The following is a 16,409-nucleotide window of genomic DNA, read 5'->3' on the forward strand; positions in this document are numbered from 1 at the left end:
ATGCAGCTTAAAAATTTCGTCGAAGAGTTACAATGGAGAGGAATGGTACACGATGTGATGCCCGAAACAGAGGAGCATCTTATGGAACAAATGCGCTCCGCCTATATTGGCTTCGATCCTACTGCAGACTCATTGCATATTGGAAATTTGGTACCTATAATGTTGCTTTCTTTTTATCAACGTTGTGGCCACAGACCTGTAGCACTTGTAGGGGGAGCAACCGGAATGATAGGGGATCCTTCGGGCAAATCTTCAGAACGAAATTTATTGGATGAAGCTACTTTGCGTCACAATCAGGAGTGTGTGCGTACCCAGCTATCGCAGTTCTTAGACTTTACTTCCGGCGCGAAAAATGAGGCCGTAATGGTTAATAATTATGACTGGATGAAGGAATTCTCTTTTCTGGATTTTATTCGTGATGTTGGGAAACATATTACCGTGAATTATATGATGGCAAAGGATTCTGTGAAGAGCAGACTTACAGGAGATAATGTAGATGGAATGTCTTTTACTGAGTTTACTTACCAAATGGTGCAGGGCTACGATTTTCTGCATTTGTACAAAAACCTGGATTGCACCCTCCAAATGGGGGGAAGTGACCAATGGGGGAACATCACCACGGGAACCGAATTAATTCGCCGTATTGGTGGTGGCAAAGGCTATGCGCTAACCTGTCCATTGATAACCAAGAGTGACGGAAGTAAGTTCGGAAAGAGCGAAGGTGGTAATGTATGGCTGGATGCAAAAAGGACATCGCCATATAAATTTTACCAATACTGGCTGAATTCGAGCGATGATGATGCTGAAAAATATATTAAAATATTTACGTTTTTAGACAAACAAACGATCGATGGTCTTGTAGCTGAGCATCAAGAAGCGCCACATATAAGAGTGCTTCAGAAGCGTTTGGCGAAAGAAGTTACCACCACAGTACATGGGGAGGAAGCTTATGAAAAAGCAGTAAAAGCTTCAGAGATATTATTCGGAAAATCCACTTCCGAAGATCTAAAAATGTTGGATGAACAAACTTTTCTAGATGTTTTCGAAGGTGTGCCACAATCGGAATTATCCAAATCTGAATTGGAAAACGGACTTGATATCATAGCGGCATTAGCAGAGAAAACGGGTTTTTTAAAATCAAACGGTGAAGCGAGACGCGCTTTAAAGGAAAATTCTATTTCTGTAAATCGAGAGAAAGTTTCGGAAGGACATTCCTTAACCGCGTCAGACTTGATTAACAATCGTTTCGTACTTCTACAAAGAGGAAAGAAAAACTATTTTATACTAGAGGTAAAATAATATTAGATACAACTCAAAAAAAAGAAATCCCCGATAAACTTACGAATCGGGGATTTCTCAATAACCAACCAAACTATGAACAGGGTCTTAACATCCCTAGTTCAATAGTGCTTTCCAATTGGTGTCGGCTTTTTCTTTCATCATAGCCGATCCTTCTTTATTCCATTTTTTGAGGGTGTTTGCACCCCAGCTGTTGTAAAATAAATACAGCTTACCATCGATAATTTTATATGTTTTGGGGTTGATTCCTACTTTTTTTCCATCATCGGCTATGGCATAAGCACAATAGCCACCATACGCTGGAATATACATTTCCGGGTTTTTTAAAAACGCAGCTTGATTTGATTCACTGGAGAATTTATACTTTACACCCTGATAATCTGAAATGTAATTTTCATTACCTTCCATCGCACCATCATTATAGTACGCCACGACATCATAGCCTTCGGCAGCAAATCCATCTTTTAGATGTACGTCTTGTTGCGAAAACAAAGAAGCACTGAGAAAAAGAAATATTATAGTCGTAACTAACTTCATGACAAACTGTTTAGAACAACTAAGTCGGAAAATTTACTAATTACTTACAGATAGTTTGTCACCTCGGGATACGGTACCATAGAACTTACTAATAAGGCAATCCCGTCTTTAATAATTAAGGTGATGCTTATTAAAATAGCGACTACTAAAATCGCTACAGAAGTGTTGTTTTGCTGAATTTCCCTGAATTCGTTGACCCGTTTTGTAAGCATGGAAAAAAGTAAAAATACAGCTGCGTTGATAAGGATTGCAGCCACAAAGCCGATAAACAAATACAAGCCTGAATATTTTACAATGGACATGGCATTGATAGTTTCTTCATGAGTGGCAGCAATACGAATTACATTGGTAATCGAAGGCAAAATTTCACTCAGGATAATTCCTGTGGATAGAATTACGCCGGAAATAAAAATAGTCACCGCGAGATTATCGTGCGTGAGGTCGTCTTTCTTAAAAAAGAGTAATTTTAGAATTTTATATGAAATGAATAAGATCACTACTGTGGCAATGATGGATATAATTATTTCCAGAAGCGCGAGGGTAAAAAGTTGTGTATTCATAAGTTCATTATTTGCTGGTTAATACAATATTCCAGTGGGTTAAATTGTTAAAATTAGAAGGTAATACACCTGCTTGGTAATATTTGGCTGTGGTTTCCCATACTACATATTTTTTTCCTCGGAAAAGTTTTGATTTCCCTGTAGATGGAAGATTGATTCCGATTATAGAGTGCTTATAAAAATCACTGTTTAAAATGGCGACATCATAATTAAAATGGTTAAGGATCGAATAAATAAGTGCCGTTCTAGTGTCGCAATCTCCTTTCAAACTTTGTATAAATGAGACCGGATTCTGAATTCCGAATAAGACATTACCCACACAGCAATCGGGACATTTTTCCAGAATATCGCGAATTGAGGACTCATAGTAATCTGCCGGAAGACATTCTTCCTGGAACACAAAAGAATACGGAATGTCTTGAATGCAGCTCACTACCATCTCTGCAAATTCCATCTTGTTGAGTTGTTTCGCTGAGTTGATATCACTAAATGTTTTCATTACCAAATCTAACGCCGGACCATCGGTAGTATCTAAATGCTGATAAAGATTACCCCAGAAATTCCCACTTGGAGGAGGAATATAATTTTTCAGTTGGTCTTTTAAGCTGAAATAATCCGCTTGTCGAACGGTTAAGGGGCCGTTAAATCTATTTCCATAATTATCTGTCCAGTTTCGATTGCTGGTAAACACGGCTATAGTGTCATTCGCTTCTAAAATAATATCATGAGTCACGGTTTCTTCCGAAGAAAATTCAGGGCGATCGATTTCGAAATTAGTAATCAGATTTAGTAAATATCCACCTAGTAGTTTTATTCCGAAGAAAACAATGAAAAGTACAATTCCATGCCTAAAAAGCATTCGTAAGGGCGGTTTTCCTAAAAAGAGCGATGTAAGTATAAGTGAGAAAATGATTACGAAAATGAGTAGGAAAGTATCCGGTAGATCGATGATCGATTTTATCACTCCAAATCCAATGACGGTGATAACAATGGTGATAAATGTCCACAGACATCCATCGCTATTTGTCATTCGTTTTTGATTCATTAGAGCACCATTAAATTACAACCGCGAACATCGCTGTTGTCAAATCTACCTAAAATTTCGAAACTTCCATTCGCATGAGTTTTCCCTAGATCCTGAGTGGCAATAAACGAGCAGGAATAAAGATTGGCGAGATCAATTACATTAATTCCGCCGTTTCTTCCGTTAATTAAGGTGAGTGGATCTTCGGTGTCGCGGGTAAGGATTTTCATCCATGGCGGACAAGTAAAAAGACCATTTCCTTTGGAATATGCCTGCGAAAGTAATTCGGTCATACCGTATTCGCCGTGTATTTGTGATACACCAAATCCGGATTTTAGTATGTCGTGCAACTCTTCCTTTACCATTTCCCGTCGTTTTCCTTTCATACCACCGGTTTCCATAATGATGGTGTTTTTTAGCTTAAAAGACTGCTTCTCGATGATATCCAGCAAAGCGTATGAAACTCCTAAAAGAATCGTTTTTTGACCACTGCTATCGAGTTCTGTGACAGTTTTAATTAGCGCGTCGTAATTATTAAGGTAAAATCCGCTATAAGGGTGTTTACTCGCCTTTATAAGGTGCTCGGCCATATAGACAAGCGAAGAACCATCTCTCTCCAAATAGGACGGGAGAAGTGCAAGAATGACATATTCTGAAGGGTCGCCGTATGTATTTTTAAATGCTTCGGAAAAACTTTTCCGATAGAGACCAAGGTCGGCAACATGATGTTTACTAGTTATGCTTCCGGTGGTTCCGCTACTGGTGAAAGTTACTTCTGAAGTCTTTTCCGAAGCTATCACCTTTTGGCTTTTAAAGAACTGAATGGGTAAGAAAGGAATATCTTTAGTTCGATGAATTTTTGAAGGCTTCTTTTTTAAAAGATCGCAATATTGGCGGTAGACAAAGGTATTATTGTATTGAAACCTAAAAACCTCCAAAGCCCGTTTTTCAAAATCTTCGGAAGAAGCAATCGTAAAAATATCATGTTCCAGCATGGGGGTATTTCAGAAAAAGTAATTCAAAAATAAGCAATAAAAAAAAGCTTCTGCAAAAAACAGAAGCTTTAATAAATTGTATAAAAAGTAAGATTACTTAACGACCAATTTTTTAGTCATAGAAGTATTTCCTTGAGAGATCTTCACGATATAGATACCGCTGTTAAGGTCTGATATATCTAATCTGTCACCAGTTAAAGTAGTACTGATAACTTGCTTTCCTAAAACATCATAAACAGCCACATTTTTAGCACCTGAAGTTGTTGAAGAAATATTTACATAGCCTCTAGTCGCAGGATTTGGAAACATAGAAAATTGATCCTGAGCGAAATCCTGAGTACCAATTAACTGATCGAATACGATATTATCTAGATAGATAGCCTCCACTCCAGCGTTGATTCTAGCTTCTACAACAAGTTGAACGGTTGCACCGCCAAGAGTAGAAAGATCTACGTTTGCATTATTCCAAAAACCTTGAATCGCCAAGTCATTAATGTCACTTCCGGTAGTATTAAGAATGTCGATTTCTGTAGTATTGGTAAGGTCTTTAAGGTAGATTCTAAATCTGTCTGAACCAGATTCATTAACAGTTCCGTCACCTTCATATCCTGTGTCAGCGATGAAGTAATCCATAGTCAGGGTAATTACTCCTGTAGCTCCTGTATCGATAGCATCGAATTCTAAGATATAGTTACCATCGGCATCACTAATTTGATAACCTTGCGTACCATCTGTGTAAGGATCTGTTGCTGTAGGAGCAAAATCGGTAACTCCAACAAAATCTCCATCGGTAAGTCCTGAACCGGGAGTGTCGTAAGGTGTATATGAAGCATTGTATCCAATTTCGCCTGAAGTTGCGGCAAAATCAACAAATGGTTCATCTGTGTTATTAATCAAGTCATGTGCTACATTGGCGTCCCCGGTGTCAACATATTGGATAGTAAAAACTCCAGGTTCTTCAAAACTAGTACCTATTTGTGCAAAAGTTGTTGCGGCCATAAAAAAGGCAACAATTGTAGTAATTTTTTTCATCATAAGGTGTTTCTTAAATTAATGTGCAAAGATACATAATTCTAGATGCAATAGTGAGTAAAAGATTATTTTTGAAAAGGTTTAACAATTAAATAATATCCTACCGGTTTTATCAATTAACAAGCCACATAATGTTACCTAATCGTTAACAATTGTATGTGCTCTTTAAGGTAAAGAGTATTTAGTGTTATCTTTAGACCTTTGAAATTAGATCATTATTTATGAAGAAGAAGGATATTAGAATTTTACTAGTTGATGATGAGCCGGATATATTGGAAATAGTAGGATATAACCTGTCTTCGGAAGGTTATGAGGTCTTTACTGCGGCTAATGGAATAAAGGCGATAAGCGCTGCAAAAAAACATTTGCCACATCTTATAATTCTCGATGTAATGATGCCTGAAATGGATGGGATTGAAGCTTGTGAGAAGATTAGAAAGGTGCCCGAACTATCCCAAACTATCATTACCTTCTTAACGGCAAGAGGAGAAGATTACTCGCAATTAGCTGGCTTTGAGGCAGGTGCCGATGACTATATTACAAAACCTATTAAACCTAAAGTATTATTGAGTAAGGTGAAAGCTTTATTGAGACGATACAAAGAATCACACGATGAACAAGGATTAGTGAAACTTGGAGACCTTATAATAAATAGGGAAGAATATAAAATATCCATTGGTAAAAAAGAACTCGTTCTGCCACGAAAAGAATTCGAATTATTATCGCTCTTAGCTTCGAAACCAGGTAAAGTATTTAAAAGAGAGGATATCCTAGATAAAGTATGGGGAAATGAAGTCATTGTTGGCGGAAGAACTATAGACGTACATATTCGTAAATTACGTGAGAAGATAGGTGATACTAAATTTAAAACAATAAAAGGAGTTGGATATAAATTTGTCCTGTAATGGCTACCGATTTTAAAAAGACATATAAATTTGCAGGATATACTTCATCCTATATCACTACTTTTTTAACACTCGTAATGGGTGTTTTTTTTTATTATAATCAAACAATTAGTTATTGGTATTTACTTGCGTTTGCAATAATTTGTTATCTTATTTGTTTTTTTATTATTCAAAGTAGGGTTGAAAATTTTATCTACAAACGAATTCAGAAAATTTACGATGATCTTACCTTATTAGAGGCGACAAGCTTTAGTAAACAGCAAATTACCACAGATATGGAAACGCTAACTAAAGAAGTGGAGCGTTTTGCACAGAATAAGAAATTGGAGATCGAGTCCCTTAAAGGACAGGAAATGTATCGTAAGGAGTTTTTAGGGAACGTTTCACACGAACTTAAAACACCACTTTTTACAGTTCAGGGCTATATTGAAACACTTTTAGATGGTGCCATGAACGATAAAGCCGTACGCAAAAATTACTTGCAAAGAGCTGGAAAAGGAGTTGACAGATTAATTCATATCATCAAGGATCTGGACATGATATCCAAATTGGAAGCAGGGAACCTGGCGATCGAACCGAAACGCTTTAATATTATCGAATTGGTTCAAAACACCATGGATCAATTGGAGATGAAAGCCGAGAAGAAGAATATTCAACTTACGTTCGATATTATCTATAAGGATAGCATCTTTGTGAAGGCCGATCCCGAACGCATCCAGCAGGTGTTGCTAAATTTAATGGTAAATTCTATCAAATACGGTAAGTATGGTGGTACAACCGAAGTGAGTATCGAAGATCTTATAAAAAATAAGGTGATTATAAGAGTGACCGATAATGGCGAAGGGATTCAAAAGGAGAATATCCAACGTCTGTTCGAACGTTTTTACCGAGTAGATAAAACCGGATCTCGAAAAGAAGGAGGAAGTGGATTAGGACTTTCTATCGTAAAACACATTATGGATGCTCATGGTGAAAAGATCTATGTCGAAAGTCAGATTGGGATTGGATCCGAATTCTCATTTACCCTCGAAAAGGCGAAATAAGCTCGCAAAATCTGTAGTTGCTTTGAAATCAGTTAAACCCTTGTATAGTTTTAGTTGTTCCAGCTTTTCTATCTTGAAATTTTCTTGATTACAGGAGGGCACGATTCCAGTCGATTTAAGTCGTTTGGCAAGATATTTTTGTTCGTATTGTCCCGGTGTAGGAATAAAGAATGCTTTTTTCTCTAAAACGGCTAAATCAAGAATAGTGGTATATCCAGAACGTGAGAGGACTAATTCGCTTTCATTTATCGCAGTTTCAAGAGCTTCAGTTTGCATAAAATTTACCACGGTTATAGCATCTATAGTAGTTGTTTTTTGTTTATTTTCTACTACACCCTGAATTAGTAAAATCCTTTTTTCAGAATTTTTAAACATATCTAAGAGTTTTATTTCCAGGATACCGCGTTGAGGTTCGGGACCTGATAGTAGAATTAAAATATCATTTTTAATGGGAAGCTGCTGTTTTTTAAATCTTGAAATCGGTCCAATGTATTTTAAATTGAGTTTGGATTTAGTTAAATGCCCAAGACGACCGCTGAGATTTACCGGCTCATCGACATCGGGAACCCAACATTGGTCGTATTTTGCAATGATTTTCTGATGTATTTTACTTGTAAACCAGGTGGTGCGTCCGGTAAGAACATTAAGTTGATGTGTCATAAAAACGGAAGGGACTTCATTACTACGAATTCCCAATCGATTGTCACTTATTATACCTTGAATTTTCCCTTCGGAAACTAGTTTTTTTACTATTTTCTTTTCTGAAGTCATTGTTTTCTGAATGTTCGGAAGCTTCAGAATTAATTTCCACTTAAAATTTTTAGCCTTTTTTGTGTACGAAATGTTATAGGATGGTAATTCGACACTTTCTAAAGTTGGAAATTCTTTCCGAAGTAATAACAATGCCGTGCCGTCTGAAGCCAATAAAACCTGATAACCATGATCAATCAACGCACGAATAATCGGAATGCAGCGGGTAGCGTGTCCCAGACCCCAATGCAGCGGTGCAACCAATATGGTTTTGGATTTTATCATTAATTAGTTTTCAAGAAAACAAAAGTAGTGATAATAGCTGCCTTATAATATTTCCTTAGTTTTACCAAAAATTTAAATTTGTGGGAAGTAAGAATAAATTAAAGCGCTTTAAAGAGAACGAAACTTTCTCGAATGTCGTGCAGCCAACCCGCTTGGAAGCCGAAAACGACAGCCTGGATTTAAAGGGAAATTGGCGTAAGAATTTCTTTAAAAATAACAATCCGTTAGTGTTGGAATTAGGCTGCGGAAAAGGAGAATATTCGGTGGGACTGGCGCTAGCACATCCCGATAAGAATTTTTTGGGGATCGACATTAAAGGAGCTCGATTCTGGAGAGGCGCTAAAACAGCACTTGAAGACGGACTCGATAATGTTGGGTTTCTTCGCACCCAAATTGAACTTATCGACATGATGTTTGATGAGAATGAAGTAGATGAAATTTGGATCACTTTCCCCGATCCACAGATTAAATTTAAGCGAACAAAACATCGTCTTACCAATATGGAATTTTTGGATAAGTATAAAAAAATTCTAAAACCTGACGGTGTGGTGCATCTTAAAACCGACAGCGAGTTTATGCATGGATACACACTCGGATTATTACATGGATTGGATGAGGACATCGAATATGCACATCATGACGTATACGGCAACTCTCATTCACCTAAGGATGTGACTCAAATTCAGACGTTTTATGAAAAGCAGTATCTTGATGAAAACAAGAAAATCACTTACGTACGTTTTAAATTCCGTTATGAATAAAATTGGTATATTCACATTCCGAACCAAGCTTTCATGGCGCTAATTTTAAATTTTTTAGTAGGCTTTTTAGCAGCACTGATAGGTGTAATTCCGCCGGGATTGCTAAATATGTCGGCCGCGAAAATCAGCATGAAAGAAGGCCGCAAGGCCGCTGTTCTTTTCTCTATTGGTGTTTGTGTTACGGTTTTTATCCAAACGTATATCGCATTATTGTTCGCGAAATATTTGGATCATCATCCCGAGATCGTTGATATTTTACAAAAGGTAGCACTCGGTATTTTTATATGTATTACGATCTATTTTTTCTTTATCGCGAAGGATACACGAAGGGAGATTCCTGAAAACGGAAAACACTCGAAGACCAATCGTTTTTTCTACGGAATGCTCTTGGGAGCGTTAAATTTATTGCCATTTCCATATTGGGTATATATTAGTATCACCTTTGCAGGTTTTGGATGGTTTCAGTTTACGCAGCCTGAATTGTGGGCAGCGGTAATCGCCTCCGGATTGGGAACATTTGTAATGTTGATGCTGTATATTCAATTCTTCAAACGAAAAGAAGCTACTACAAAGATGAAGGTAAACATGAATTATATCATTGGCATTATCACAGCGACTATTTCGGTGATTACCTTTTTAAAAGTATTAAAAGAGATCTAATGAAAACTTCGGATGGGTTTTTTACACAGGTTCATGAAGTTGCAAAACTAATACCTTATGGAAGAGTGACCTCCTATGGTGCAATCGCCAGATATTTAGGTGCGGCAGGGAGTGCTCGTATGGTAGGTTGGGCAATGAATGCCTCTAGCAAAGATGGTGATGTTCCTGCGCATAGAGTGGTAAACCGCATCGGTCTCTTAAGTGGTAAACATCATTTCGATGGCACAAATTTGATGCAACAGCTACTTGAAAGTGAAGGTGTGAAGGTGAAAGAGCATAAAGTTCAAAGTTTCGAGTCCTTGTTCTGGGATCCTACAAAGGAGCTTTAGAATTTTCAATACTAAGTGTTCAAGAAAGTTAAATATTTCCTCCCCTTATTTTTAAGGGGAGGTGCCAAAGGCGGAGGGGTTATGATGATAAAAACATAAATTTTAGATCTTGATATCACTTATCACATCATAAATCAAATCAATCCAACAGCTTTAAAATCCAAACAAATACTCTTATATTTGCATTTTAGAATGATTCTAAATATTGTAGTTTATATTATATGAAAATCAGTAAACAAGATATTATAAAAGCATTGGAAACCATTACGGTTGCTGGGGAAGGAAAGAATATGGTTGAGAGTAGCGCCCTTGTCAATGTTGTTACATTTGCAGATGAAGTAATCGTGGATTTGAAGCTCAGCACTCCTGCCTTACATATTAAAAAACGGGCAGAAGCAGATGTGATAAAGGTGATACAGGAAAAAGTGAATGCCGATGCTAAGGTACAGGTAAACATCAAAGTAGAAGCACCGGAAAAACCACAAGGCGCTAATGCAAACGCAAATCTTATAAAAGGAAAACCCATTCCGGGAATTCAAAACATTGTGGCTGTGGCATCCGGAAAAGGAGGGGTTGGTAAATCTACCGTAACGGCAAACCTGGCTGTGACCTTATCAAAAATGGGGTTTAAAGTTGGAATTTTAGATGCAGATATTTACGGGCCGTCGATTCCAATTATGTTTGATGTTGCCATGGAAAAACCATTGTCTATAACTGTGGATGGTAAAAGTAAAATGAAACCCATTGAAAATTACGGAGTAAAAATACTTTCTATTGGCTTTTTCACCCAACCTGATCAAGCTGTGATTTGGAGAGGACCTATGGCTTCAAAAGCACTGAATCAACTTATTTTTGATGCTGCTTGGGGAGAATTGGATTTTATGTTAATTGATCTTCCTCCTGGAACAGGTGATATCCATTTAAGTATTATGCAGTCGCTTCCTATTACAGGAGCTGTGGTTGTGAGTACGCCTCAGACCGTTGCTTTGGCAGATGCCCGTAAGGGAGTAGCCATGTTTAAACAAGAAAATATCGATGTTCCGGTATTGGGTATCATTGAAAATATGTCTTATTTTACTCCGGAAGAATTGCCGGAAAACAAATATTATATCTTCGGAAAAGAAGGTGCTAAAAATCTTGCTGAAGATTTGGAAGTCCCATTTTTAGGCGAATTACCTTTAGTGCAAAGTATCCGTGAAGCAGGAGATGCCGGAAGACCGGCGGCACTGCAAACAGCATCACTATTAGAGGAAGCTTTCGAGTCTATTACAAGAAATGTAGTAGAACAGACCGTGAGAAGAAATGAATCATTACCCCCTACCGAAGCTATTAAAATTACCACTATGGCGGGATGTAGTGCAGTAAAAAAATAATATGACAACACAGGATAAAGAATTAACAGCAAAAGTAGAGGCAGCTCTCGATGAGATTAGACCTTTCCTTCAAAGTGATGGAGGTGATATTTCATTGCTCTCTATAGACAATGGAAAAATTGTAAAAGTACAGTTACAAGGAGCCTGTGTTGGATGTACGGTGAACCAGATGACTCTAAAAAGCGGTGTGGAAATGACGATTAAAAAACATGCTCCACAAATAGAAAGCGTAATAAATATAGAATAAATGATTGAAATAATTTTCCAATCTTAAAAGTCATTTTATTTTTACCGCAAGTAAAATTTAGCAGATAGTTTTATATGATTAAAACAGACATACTTATAATTGGCGCGGGACCTACGGGTCTTTTTACTGTTTTTGAAGCAGGCTTATTAAAATTAAAATGTCATTTAATTGATGCTTTGCCACAAGCTGGCGGCCAATGCTCAGAAATATATCCCAAAAAACCCATTTACGATATTCCTGCTTTCCCTGAAATTCTTGCAGGTGACTTAGTGGATAACCTTATGAAACAAATTGCCCCGTTTCAACCTGGATTTACCTTAGGAGAACGGGCAGAAACGATAGAGAAATTAGATGATGGGACATTTATTGTGACCACCTCTAAAGGAACAAAACACCATGCGCCTATAGTTGCAATCGCTGGAGGACTAGGTAGTTTTGAACCTCGAAAACCACCGATTCCTAAAATAGCAAATTATGAGGATAAAGGGGTAGAGTACATTATTCGTGATCCAGAGTTGTATCGAAATAAACGGGTTATAATTTCCGGAGGCGGTGATTCTGCGCTGGATTGGAGTATCTTCCTGGCAGATGTAGCAGAAAGTGTCGTACTCATTCACAGGCGTAACGAATTTCGGGGTGCCTTAGATAGCGTAGAGAAAGTTCAAGAGCTGAAAGATATTGGTAAAATAGAATTAATTACACCTGCCGAAGTAATAGAAATTATTGGAAAGGAAAAGGTACAAGCTGTGACTATTAAGCGGGGAGAAGATGAATTCGACAGAGCCTGTGATCATTTTATTCCGTTGTTTGGACTGGCACCTAAATTAGGACCTATAGCCGACTGGGGGTTAGAAATTGAAAAAAACGCCATTAAAGTTGATAATTCTTTGGATTATATGACCAATATTCCAGGCATTTATGCGATTGGAGATGTAAATACCTATCCGGGAAAATTAAAACTTATCCTCTGTGGTTTTCATGAAGCTACATTGATGTGTCAGAGTGCTTTTCAACGTATTTACCCAGAGAAACGATACGTTATGAAATATACCACCGTAGGAGGTGTTGAAGGATTTGACGGGACTAAAAAAGAAGCGCCAAAAGCTGTAATAAAAAGTATAACTTAATCGCGTGAGGGATTGAGCGGTATGTTTGAGCTCTTCTCTGTGCCAACGGCAAAAGAGAAAGCGAGTAGTGAAAGCCCGACCCGTAGAAGCATTTTATTAAAGTGAGTAATGACGATTAAGGGGCACGCCCAAATTATTAGTATGACTGATATTAAAATTACAATTATTGACCGTGAAGGAGTTGCTCATGCCATTGATGCACCTACCGATATGAATATGAACCTGATGGAGATTGTACGTTCGTACGAACTCGCGCCGGAAGGTACCATTGGGATTTGCGGGGGTATGGCGATGTGTGCTTCTTGTCAATGTTACGTTGAAAGTGATCATCAATTACCGGAAGTAACCGACGATGAGGACGCTATGCTAGCTGAAGCATTTAATGTCAAAGACAATAGTCGTTTGGGTTGCCAGATCCAGATGAGGCCGGAAATGGACGGTTTGATTGTCGAACTAGCACCAGAGGCCTAAAATTTTTCATTCAATTTTGTAGGAATTTTTCACTATCTTGAATCAATAACATAAATCTTTTGCTATGAGATATGTATTGATATTCTTTCTTTTCTCGACTTTTTTAAATGCTCAGGAGTTCTATCTACTTAACGGTGAGAATGAAATTTACACCTATGAGTATAGTACGGGAACCACCCAATTTGTTATCGCAGTCAATGTCCCTAGCTCATTACTTTTAACCGATATAGCGTATGCAGATGAAGACCATTTTTATGGAATTGATGCCAACGGAACAATTATTAACATCGATTTAGCAACAGGGGAATATGATACTGTTTATCAATGGCCCGGCGATTTATTTACAAATGGATTAGTGTATAATAATAATCACTTAACTTTTATCAATGCAGCTTTGAATGAATTGGTAGAATACGATATAAATGCGAATACCATTTCTCAAAAGCCTATAGGAACGGGTAATTCGGGAGATATTACTTATTATAAGGGTAATTTGTTATTTCAAGGTACCAATGTTGAAGATGTGCTTGCCTATGATGGAAATGTTGTAAAAAGTGTGGCTTGTGCAGATTCTATCGGATTGTGGGGAATGGCAAATTTTTCAACAAGCTGCGGTACTAATCTATTATTGGCTTTTGGCTCTGGTGGCAAAGTATGGGAATACGATATAGAAGGTCAGACTTATAGTCTAATTGATGATGTGTATTCAGCCGTTGGCGGAATTAATGGAGCCACTACGATCAATGAGCAATTTGCTTATGATTGTAACTTGGTTGCCCTTGAAGAAGTGTATTGTAAATTTCTTCGGGATGATTACGTCTTTGTTTGTGAGTATAATAACAATACGGAAATAAATAGTATTGGATATGTAGATACAGGCTATAACCACTATCCTTTAATCGAAATGGACCTTTCGGGAACTATCATTTTAGATATAGCTTTCTCTTCGGAAGGCTTGCTGTATGGAATCACTGACGGGCAGGAAATTATTCAAATTTTTGGTGATAGCACCACCGAAACTATTGCTCCCGTTGGCGGCATTGAAGGGTATAACGGACTTGTTGGAAATGCTTCAAACCAATTCCTGCTTATTGGAAGTACAGAGAATAAGGTGCTTACATTCGATCTAGCGACTAATTCGATTATTTCAGAATTTGAGATACCTGAAGGTTCTCCCGGTGACGCAACTTTTTTTAAAGGAAATCTACTGTATCAAGGTATGTTAAATGACTTTTATGCTTATGATGGTACAGACTCACAAACCGTTTTCTGTAACGATATTACACCATTTCGGGCGATTTCAAATCGTTTTGTAAATTGTCAATCGAACGATGTTATAGCAATTACAGATGACGGAGTATTATACCGATATCAGGTACAGGGAACTCCGGGATTGTTTTTCGAAAGAAATATTGCTTCTCAGGCTGATGTGATTTATGGAGCGGCAAACAGACTTGAGTATATGGCGTCTGTATGTACGCTTGTACCTTTGGATTATATAAATTGTGATTTGGGAGTTTCTGAAGCAACTTACTTAGAAATTGACCTGTATCCCAATCCGGCTAACAACGTTTTATATATAAATACACACAATTTTAGTGAGGTGCTTTTCTATTCTATGTATAGTATTGATGGAAAGCTATTGGCAAATGGAATTGTTGAGAACGAGTTGAGTATTCGGCAATTGGTTTCCGGGGTTTATTTTCTGAAACTTTACAACATCGATAAAACCGTATCGGCTATTAAGAGATTTATTAAGAACTGATTTTAAGCACGATGAGGTAGTTGAAGAGACCATCATATTAGAAAAACGTTGTAAATTCCTACAAAAGCTGTATATTTATACGGTCCTAAGAATTTTTATGTCTCCGCAAATCAAATGTTTACTTATATTCTCGCTGTTTTTCTTCGGAAATGTAACGGCTCAGGATAAGCAAATTGATAGTCTAAAAGTACTTCTCAGCGCAGAAATAACCACCGCAAAGAAAATAAACTTACTTGCCGATATTGGCGAAGCCTATTTCGATGGTCAAATTCAGCATGATAGCGCTTATTTCTATACTGAACAATCGTATAATCTTGCTAAAGACATGAGACACGAAGCAAGTGAAGGAAGAGCTTTATTTAATTTAGGATTAATTAATACCTCCTTAGGTCAGTTTGATGCTGCTCTTGGGAATTATAAACGGACAAGGGATTTGGTTTTAAAATTAAATTCTACGCGAAATTTAAGTGTCATTTACAGCAATATTGGAGGTCTTTATCTCGATATGGAAGATATGGAGGAGGCCAGATCGAATTATTTGAAGGCCATAGACATATCCGTACAGGATGGTGATAGCATAGGGCTTGCGATCGATTATATAAATTTGGGAGAGACTGAGTTTAAATCCGGGAATATTACAATGGCCAAAGAACATCTTGAATATTCTCTAGAGCTATCTAAACTGCTTCAAATTGAGTTTGCATCCTTACATCTTAATTATGCTAATGTTTTGTTGGCTTTCGATAAAAAAGATGAAGCTGAAACGCAGGCGCAACTTGCCTTAAAACTTTCAAAAGAAGAAGAAGATTTAAATGCCGAAAGTGATGCACATTATTTACTGTCCGATATTTACAGAACTAGTGGCGATTTCGAAAAAGCGCTGTTTCATTTTGAGAATCATGCAGCTATTAGTGATCGCTTAAATACTGCCAAAGAAATGAGCAAGGTCGAAATTCTACAATTAAAGGCCGAACTTAGTAAAAATAAAGACCAACTGAGTCTTATCTCCCAACGCGCCAAATTGATGAAAACGATTTATATTTTAGTAGCGCTAGGAGTGATTTTGATTACAGTATTACTATTTCGACAATTAAAAATTGTGAGAATGACTAATCAAATCCATGAGGTCCAGAAAAGACTGGTAAAAGGGGAGTTAGACAATCGGGAATTGAATAAACAAAATAGAAATGCATCTGCCTATGATGCTGCAGTTTCTCAAGATTTAGAATTGCAAAAAAAATAATGT

General features: G+C 37.4%; 18 protein-coding genes. 12 read left to right on the forward strand and 6 right to left on the reverse strand.

Annotated features, from left to right (window positions below):
- A complete protein-coding gene (gene tyrS, locus BXY75_RS03730) occupies positions 1 to 1,299 on the forward strand; it encodes a tyrosine--tRNA ligase (RefSeq protein WP_121906346.1) in 1,299 nt (432 codons plus the stop codon).
- A gap of 96 nt (positions 1,300 to 1,395) precedes the next feature.
- Here the strand turns inward: tyrS and BXY75_RS03735 are convergent, their stop codons facing one another.
- From BXY75_RS03735 to BXY75_RS03755, 5 genes are all read right to left on the reverse strand, one after another.
- Positions 1,396 to 1,836, reverse strand: a complete 441-nt coding sequence (locus BXY75_RS03735; RefSeq protein WP_121906347.1) for a YHS domain-containing (seleno)protein — start codon at positions 1,834 to 1,836, stop codon at positions 1,396 to 1,398.
- Positions 1,837 to 1,880: 44 nt separating this feature from the next.
- Complete coding sequence (locus tag BXY75_RS03740) at positions 1,881 to 2,396, reverse strand: DUF350 domain-containing protein (protein ID WP_121906348.1); 516 nt, start codon at positions 2,394 to 2,396, stop codon at positions 1,881 to 1,883.
- A 7-nt stretch (positions 2,397 to 2,403) separates the two neighbouring features.
- Complete coding sequence (locus BXY75_RS03745) at positions 2,404 to 3,441, reverse strand: hypothetical protein (RefSeq protein WP_121906349.1); 1,038 nt, start codon at positions 3,439 to 3,441, stop codon at positions 2,404 to 2,406.
- On the reverse strand, positions 3,441 to 4,415 hold the full coding sequence (locus BXY75_RS03750) for a LuxE/PaaK family acyltransferase (protein ID WP_121906350.1): 975 nt from the start codon (positions 4,413 to 4,415) through the stop codon (positions 3,441 to 3,443). Before BXY75_RS03750 ends, BXY75_RS03745 begins: the two co-directional genes overlap by 1 nt.
- Before the next feature lie 93 nt (positions 4,416 to 4,508).
- Positions 4,509 to 5,450, reverse strand: coding sequence for a T9SS type A sorting domain-containing protein (locus BXY75_RS03755; protein ID WP_121906351.1), 942 nt, complete (start codon positions 5,448 to 5,450; stop codon positions 4,509 to 4,511).
- 218 nt (positions 5,451 to 5,668) lie between these two features.
- Here BXY75_RS03755 and BXY75_RS03760 point away from each other — a divergent pair, with 218 nt between their 5' ends.
- Both BXY75_RS03760 and BXY75_RS03765 read left to right on the forward strand, forming a co-directional pair.
- Positions 5,669 to 6,352, forward strand: coding sequence for a response regulator transcription factor (locus BXY75_RS03760; RefSeq protein ID WP_121906352.1), 684 nt, complete (start codon positions 5,669 to 5,671; stop codon positions 6,350 to 6,352).
- Entirely contained in the window at positions 6,352 to 7,395 is a 1,044-nt protein-coding gene (locus BXY75_RS03765; RefSeq protein WP_121906353.1) for a sensor histidine kinase, read from the forward strand. The genes BXY75_RS03760 and BXY75_RS03765 overlap by 1 nt, the downstream gene beginning before the upstream one ends.
- Here BXY75_RS03765 and BXY75_RS03770 read toward each other — a convergent pair.
- A complete protein-coding gene (locus tag BXY75_RS03770) occupies positions 7,369 to 8,430 on the reverse strand; it encodes a glycosyltransferase (RefSeq protein WP_121906354.1) in 1,062 nt (353 codons plus the stop codon). The genes BXY75_RS03765 and BXY75_RS03770 overlap by 27 nt on opposite strands.
- Before the next feature lie 80 nt (positions 8,431 to 8,510).
- Between BXY75_RS03770 and trmB the strand changes: the two genes are divergently transcribed.
- The 9 genes from trmB (at position 8,511) to BXY75_RS03815 (ending at position 16,406) form a co-directional block, all read left to right on the forward strand.
- Positions 8,511 to 9,191 (forward strand): tRNA (guanosine(46)-N7)-methyltransferase TrmB, encoded by a 681-nt coding sequence (gene trmB, locus BXY75_RS03775; RefSeq protein WP_121906355.1) that lies wholly within the window; start codon positions 8,511 to 8,513, stop codon positions 9,189 to 9,191.
- 33 nt (positions 9,192 to 9,224) lie between these two features.
- Complete coding sequence (locus tag BXY75_RS03780) at positions 9,225 to 9,851, forward strand: LysE family translocator (RefSeq protein WP_121906356.1); 627 nt, start codon at positions 9,225 to 9,227, stop codon at positions 9,849 to 9,851.
- Positions 9,851 to 10,180, forward strand: a complete 330-nt coding sequence (locus BXY75_RS03785) for an MGMT family protein (protein WP_121906357.1) — start codon at positions 9,851 to 9,853, stop codon at positions 10,178 to 10,180. The genes BXY75_RS03780 and BXY75_RS03785 overlap by 1 nt, the downstream gene beginning before the upstream one ends.
- A 221-nt stretch (positions 10,181 to 10,401) precedes the next feature.
- On the forward strand, positions 10,402 to 11,553 hold the full coding sequence (locus BXY75_RS03790) for an Mrp/NBP35 family ATP-binding protein (protein WP_121906358.1): 1,152 nt from the start codon (positions 10,402 to 10,404) through the stop codon (positions 11,551 to 11,553).
- A 1-nt stretch (position 11,554) separates the two neighbouring features.
- The gene (locus BXY75_RS03795; RefSeq protein WP_121906359.1) at positions 11,555 to 11,800 is read left to right on the forward strand and encodes a NifU family protein; all 246 of its coding nucleotides are present in this window, start codon (positions 11,555 to 11,557) and stop codon (positions 11,798 to 11,800) included.
- Positions 11,801 to 11,874: 74 nt separating this feature from the next.
- Positions 11,875 to 12,927 carry an NAD(P)/FAD-dependent oxidoreductase gene (locus BXY75_RS03800; protein WP_121906360.1) on the forward strand — a complete coding sequence of 351 codons (1,053 nt, stop codon included), beginning with the start codon at positions 11,875 to 11,877 and terminating at the stop codon, positions 12,925 to 12,927.
- 141 nt (positions 12,928 to 13,068) lie between these two features.
- On the forward strand, positions 13,069 to 13,398 hold the full coding sequence (locus tag BXY75_RS03805) for a 2Fe-2S iron-sulfur cluster-binding family protein (RefSeq protein ID WP_121906602.1): 330 nt from the start codon (positions 13,069 to 13,071) through the stop codon (positions 13,396 to 13,398).
- Positions 13,399 to 13,462: 64 nt separating this feature from the next.
- On the forward strand, positions 13,463 to 15,163 hold the full coding sequence (locus BXY75_RS03810; RefSeq protein ID WP_121906361.1) for a T9SS type A sorting domain-containing protein: 1,701 nt from the start codon (positions 13,463 to 13,465) through the stop codon (positions 15,161 to 15,163).
- Positions 15,164 to 15,260: 97 nt separating this feature from the next.
- Entirely contained in the window at positions 15,261 to 16,406 is a 1,146-nt protein-coding gene (locus BXY75_RS03815) for a tetratricopeptide repeat protein (RefSeq protein ID WP_121906362.1), read from the forward strand.
- Positions 16,407 to 16,409 lie beyond the last annotated feature (3 nt).

Origin of the sequence: Ulvibacter antarcticus, from assembly GCF_003688405.1 — a bacterium.
Taxonomy (GTDB): Bacteria; Bacteroidota; Bacteroidia; order Flavobacteriales; family Flavobacteriaceae; genus Ulvibacter; species Ulvibacter antarcticus.

Bases quoted from the DNA above. Each gene is read 5' to 3' on its own strand.
- tyrS (WP_121906346.1), top strand. From the start codon at position 1: ATGCAGCTTAAAAATTTCGTCGAAGAGTTACAATGGAGAGGAATGGTA.
- BXY75_RS03735 (WP_121906347.1), bottom strand. From the start codon at position 1,836: ATGAAGTTAGTTACGACTATAATATTTCTTTTTCTCAGTGCTTCTTTG.
- BXY75_RS03740 (WP_121906348.1), bottom strand. From the start codon at position 2,396: ATGAATACACAACTTTTTACCCTCGCGCTTCTGGAAATAATTATATCC.
- BXY75_RS03745 (WP_121906349.1), bottom strand. From the start codon at position 3,441: ATGAATCAAAAACGAATGACAAATAGCGATGGATGTCTGTGGACATTT.
- BXY75_RS03750 (WP_121906350.1), bottom strand. From the start codon at position 4,415: ATGCTGGAACATGATATTTTTACGATTGCTTCTTCCGAAGATTTTGAA.
- BXY75_RS03755 (WP_121906351.1), bottom strand. From the start codon at position 5,450: ATGATGAAAAAAATTACTACAATTGTTGCCTTTTTTATGGCCGCAACA.
- BXY75_RS03760 (WP_121906352.1), top strand. From the start codon at position 5,669: ATGAAGAAGAAGGATATTAGAATTTTACTAGTTGATGATGAGCCGGAT.
- BXY75_RS03765 (WP_121906353.1), top strand. From the start codon at position 6,352: ATGGCTACCGATTTTAAAAAGACATATAAATTTGCAGGATATACTTCA.
- BXY75_RS03770 (WP_121906354.1), bottom strand. From the start codon at position 8,430: ATGATAAAATCCAAAACCATATTGGTTGCACCGCTGCATTGGGGTCTG.
- BXY75_RS03780 (WP_121906356.1), top strand. From the start codon at position 9,225: ATGGCGCTAATTTTAAATTTTTTAGTAGGCTTTTTAGCAGCACTGATA.
- BXY75_RS03785 (WP_121906357.1), top strand. From the start codon at position 9,851: ATGAAAACTTCGGATGGGTTTTTTACACAGGTTCATGAAGTTGCAAAA.
- BXY75_RS03790 (WP_121906358.1), top strand. From the start codon at position 10,402: ATGAAAATCAGTAAACAAGATATTATAAAAGCATTGGAAACCATTACG.
- BXY75_RS03795 (WP_121906359.1), top strand. From the start codon at position 11,555: ATGACAACACAGGATAAAGAATTAACAGCAAAAGTAGAGGCAGCTCTC.
- BXY75_RS03800 (WP_121906360.1), top strand. From the start codon at position 11,875: ATGATTAAAACAGACATACTTATAATTGGCGCGGGACCTACGGGTCTT.
- BXY75_RS03805 (WP_121906602.1), top strand. From the start codon at position 13,069: ATGACTGATATTAAAATTACAATTATTGACCGTGAAGGAGTTGCTCAT.
- BXY75_RS03810 (WP_121906361.1), top strand. From the start codon at position 13,463: ATGAGATATGTATTGATATTCTTTCTTTTCTCGACTTTTTTAAATGCT.
- BXY75_RS03815 (WP_121906362.1), top strand. From the start codon at position 15,261: ATGTCTCCGCAAATCAAATGTTTACTTATATTCTCGCTGTTTTTCTTC.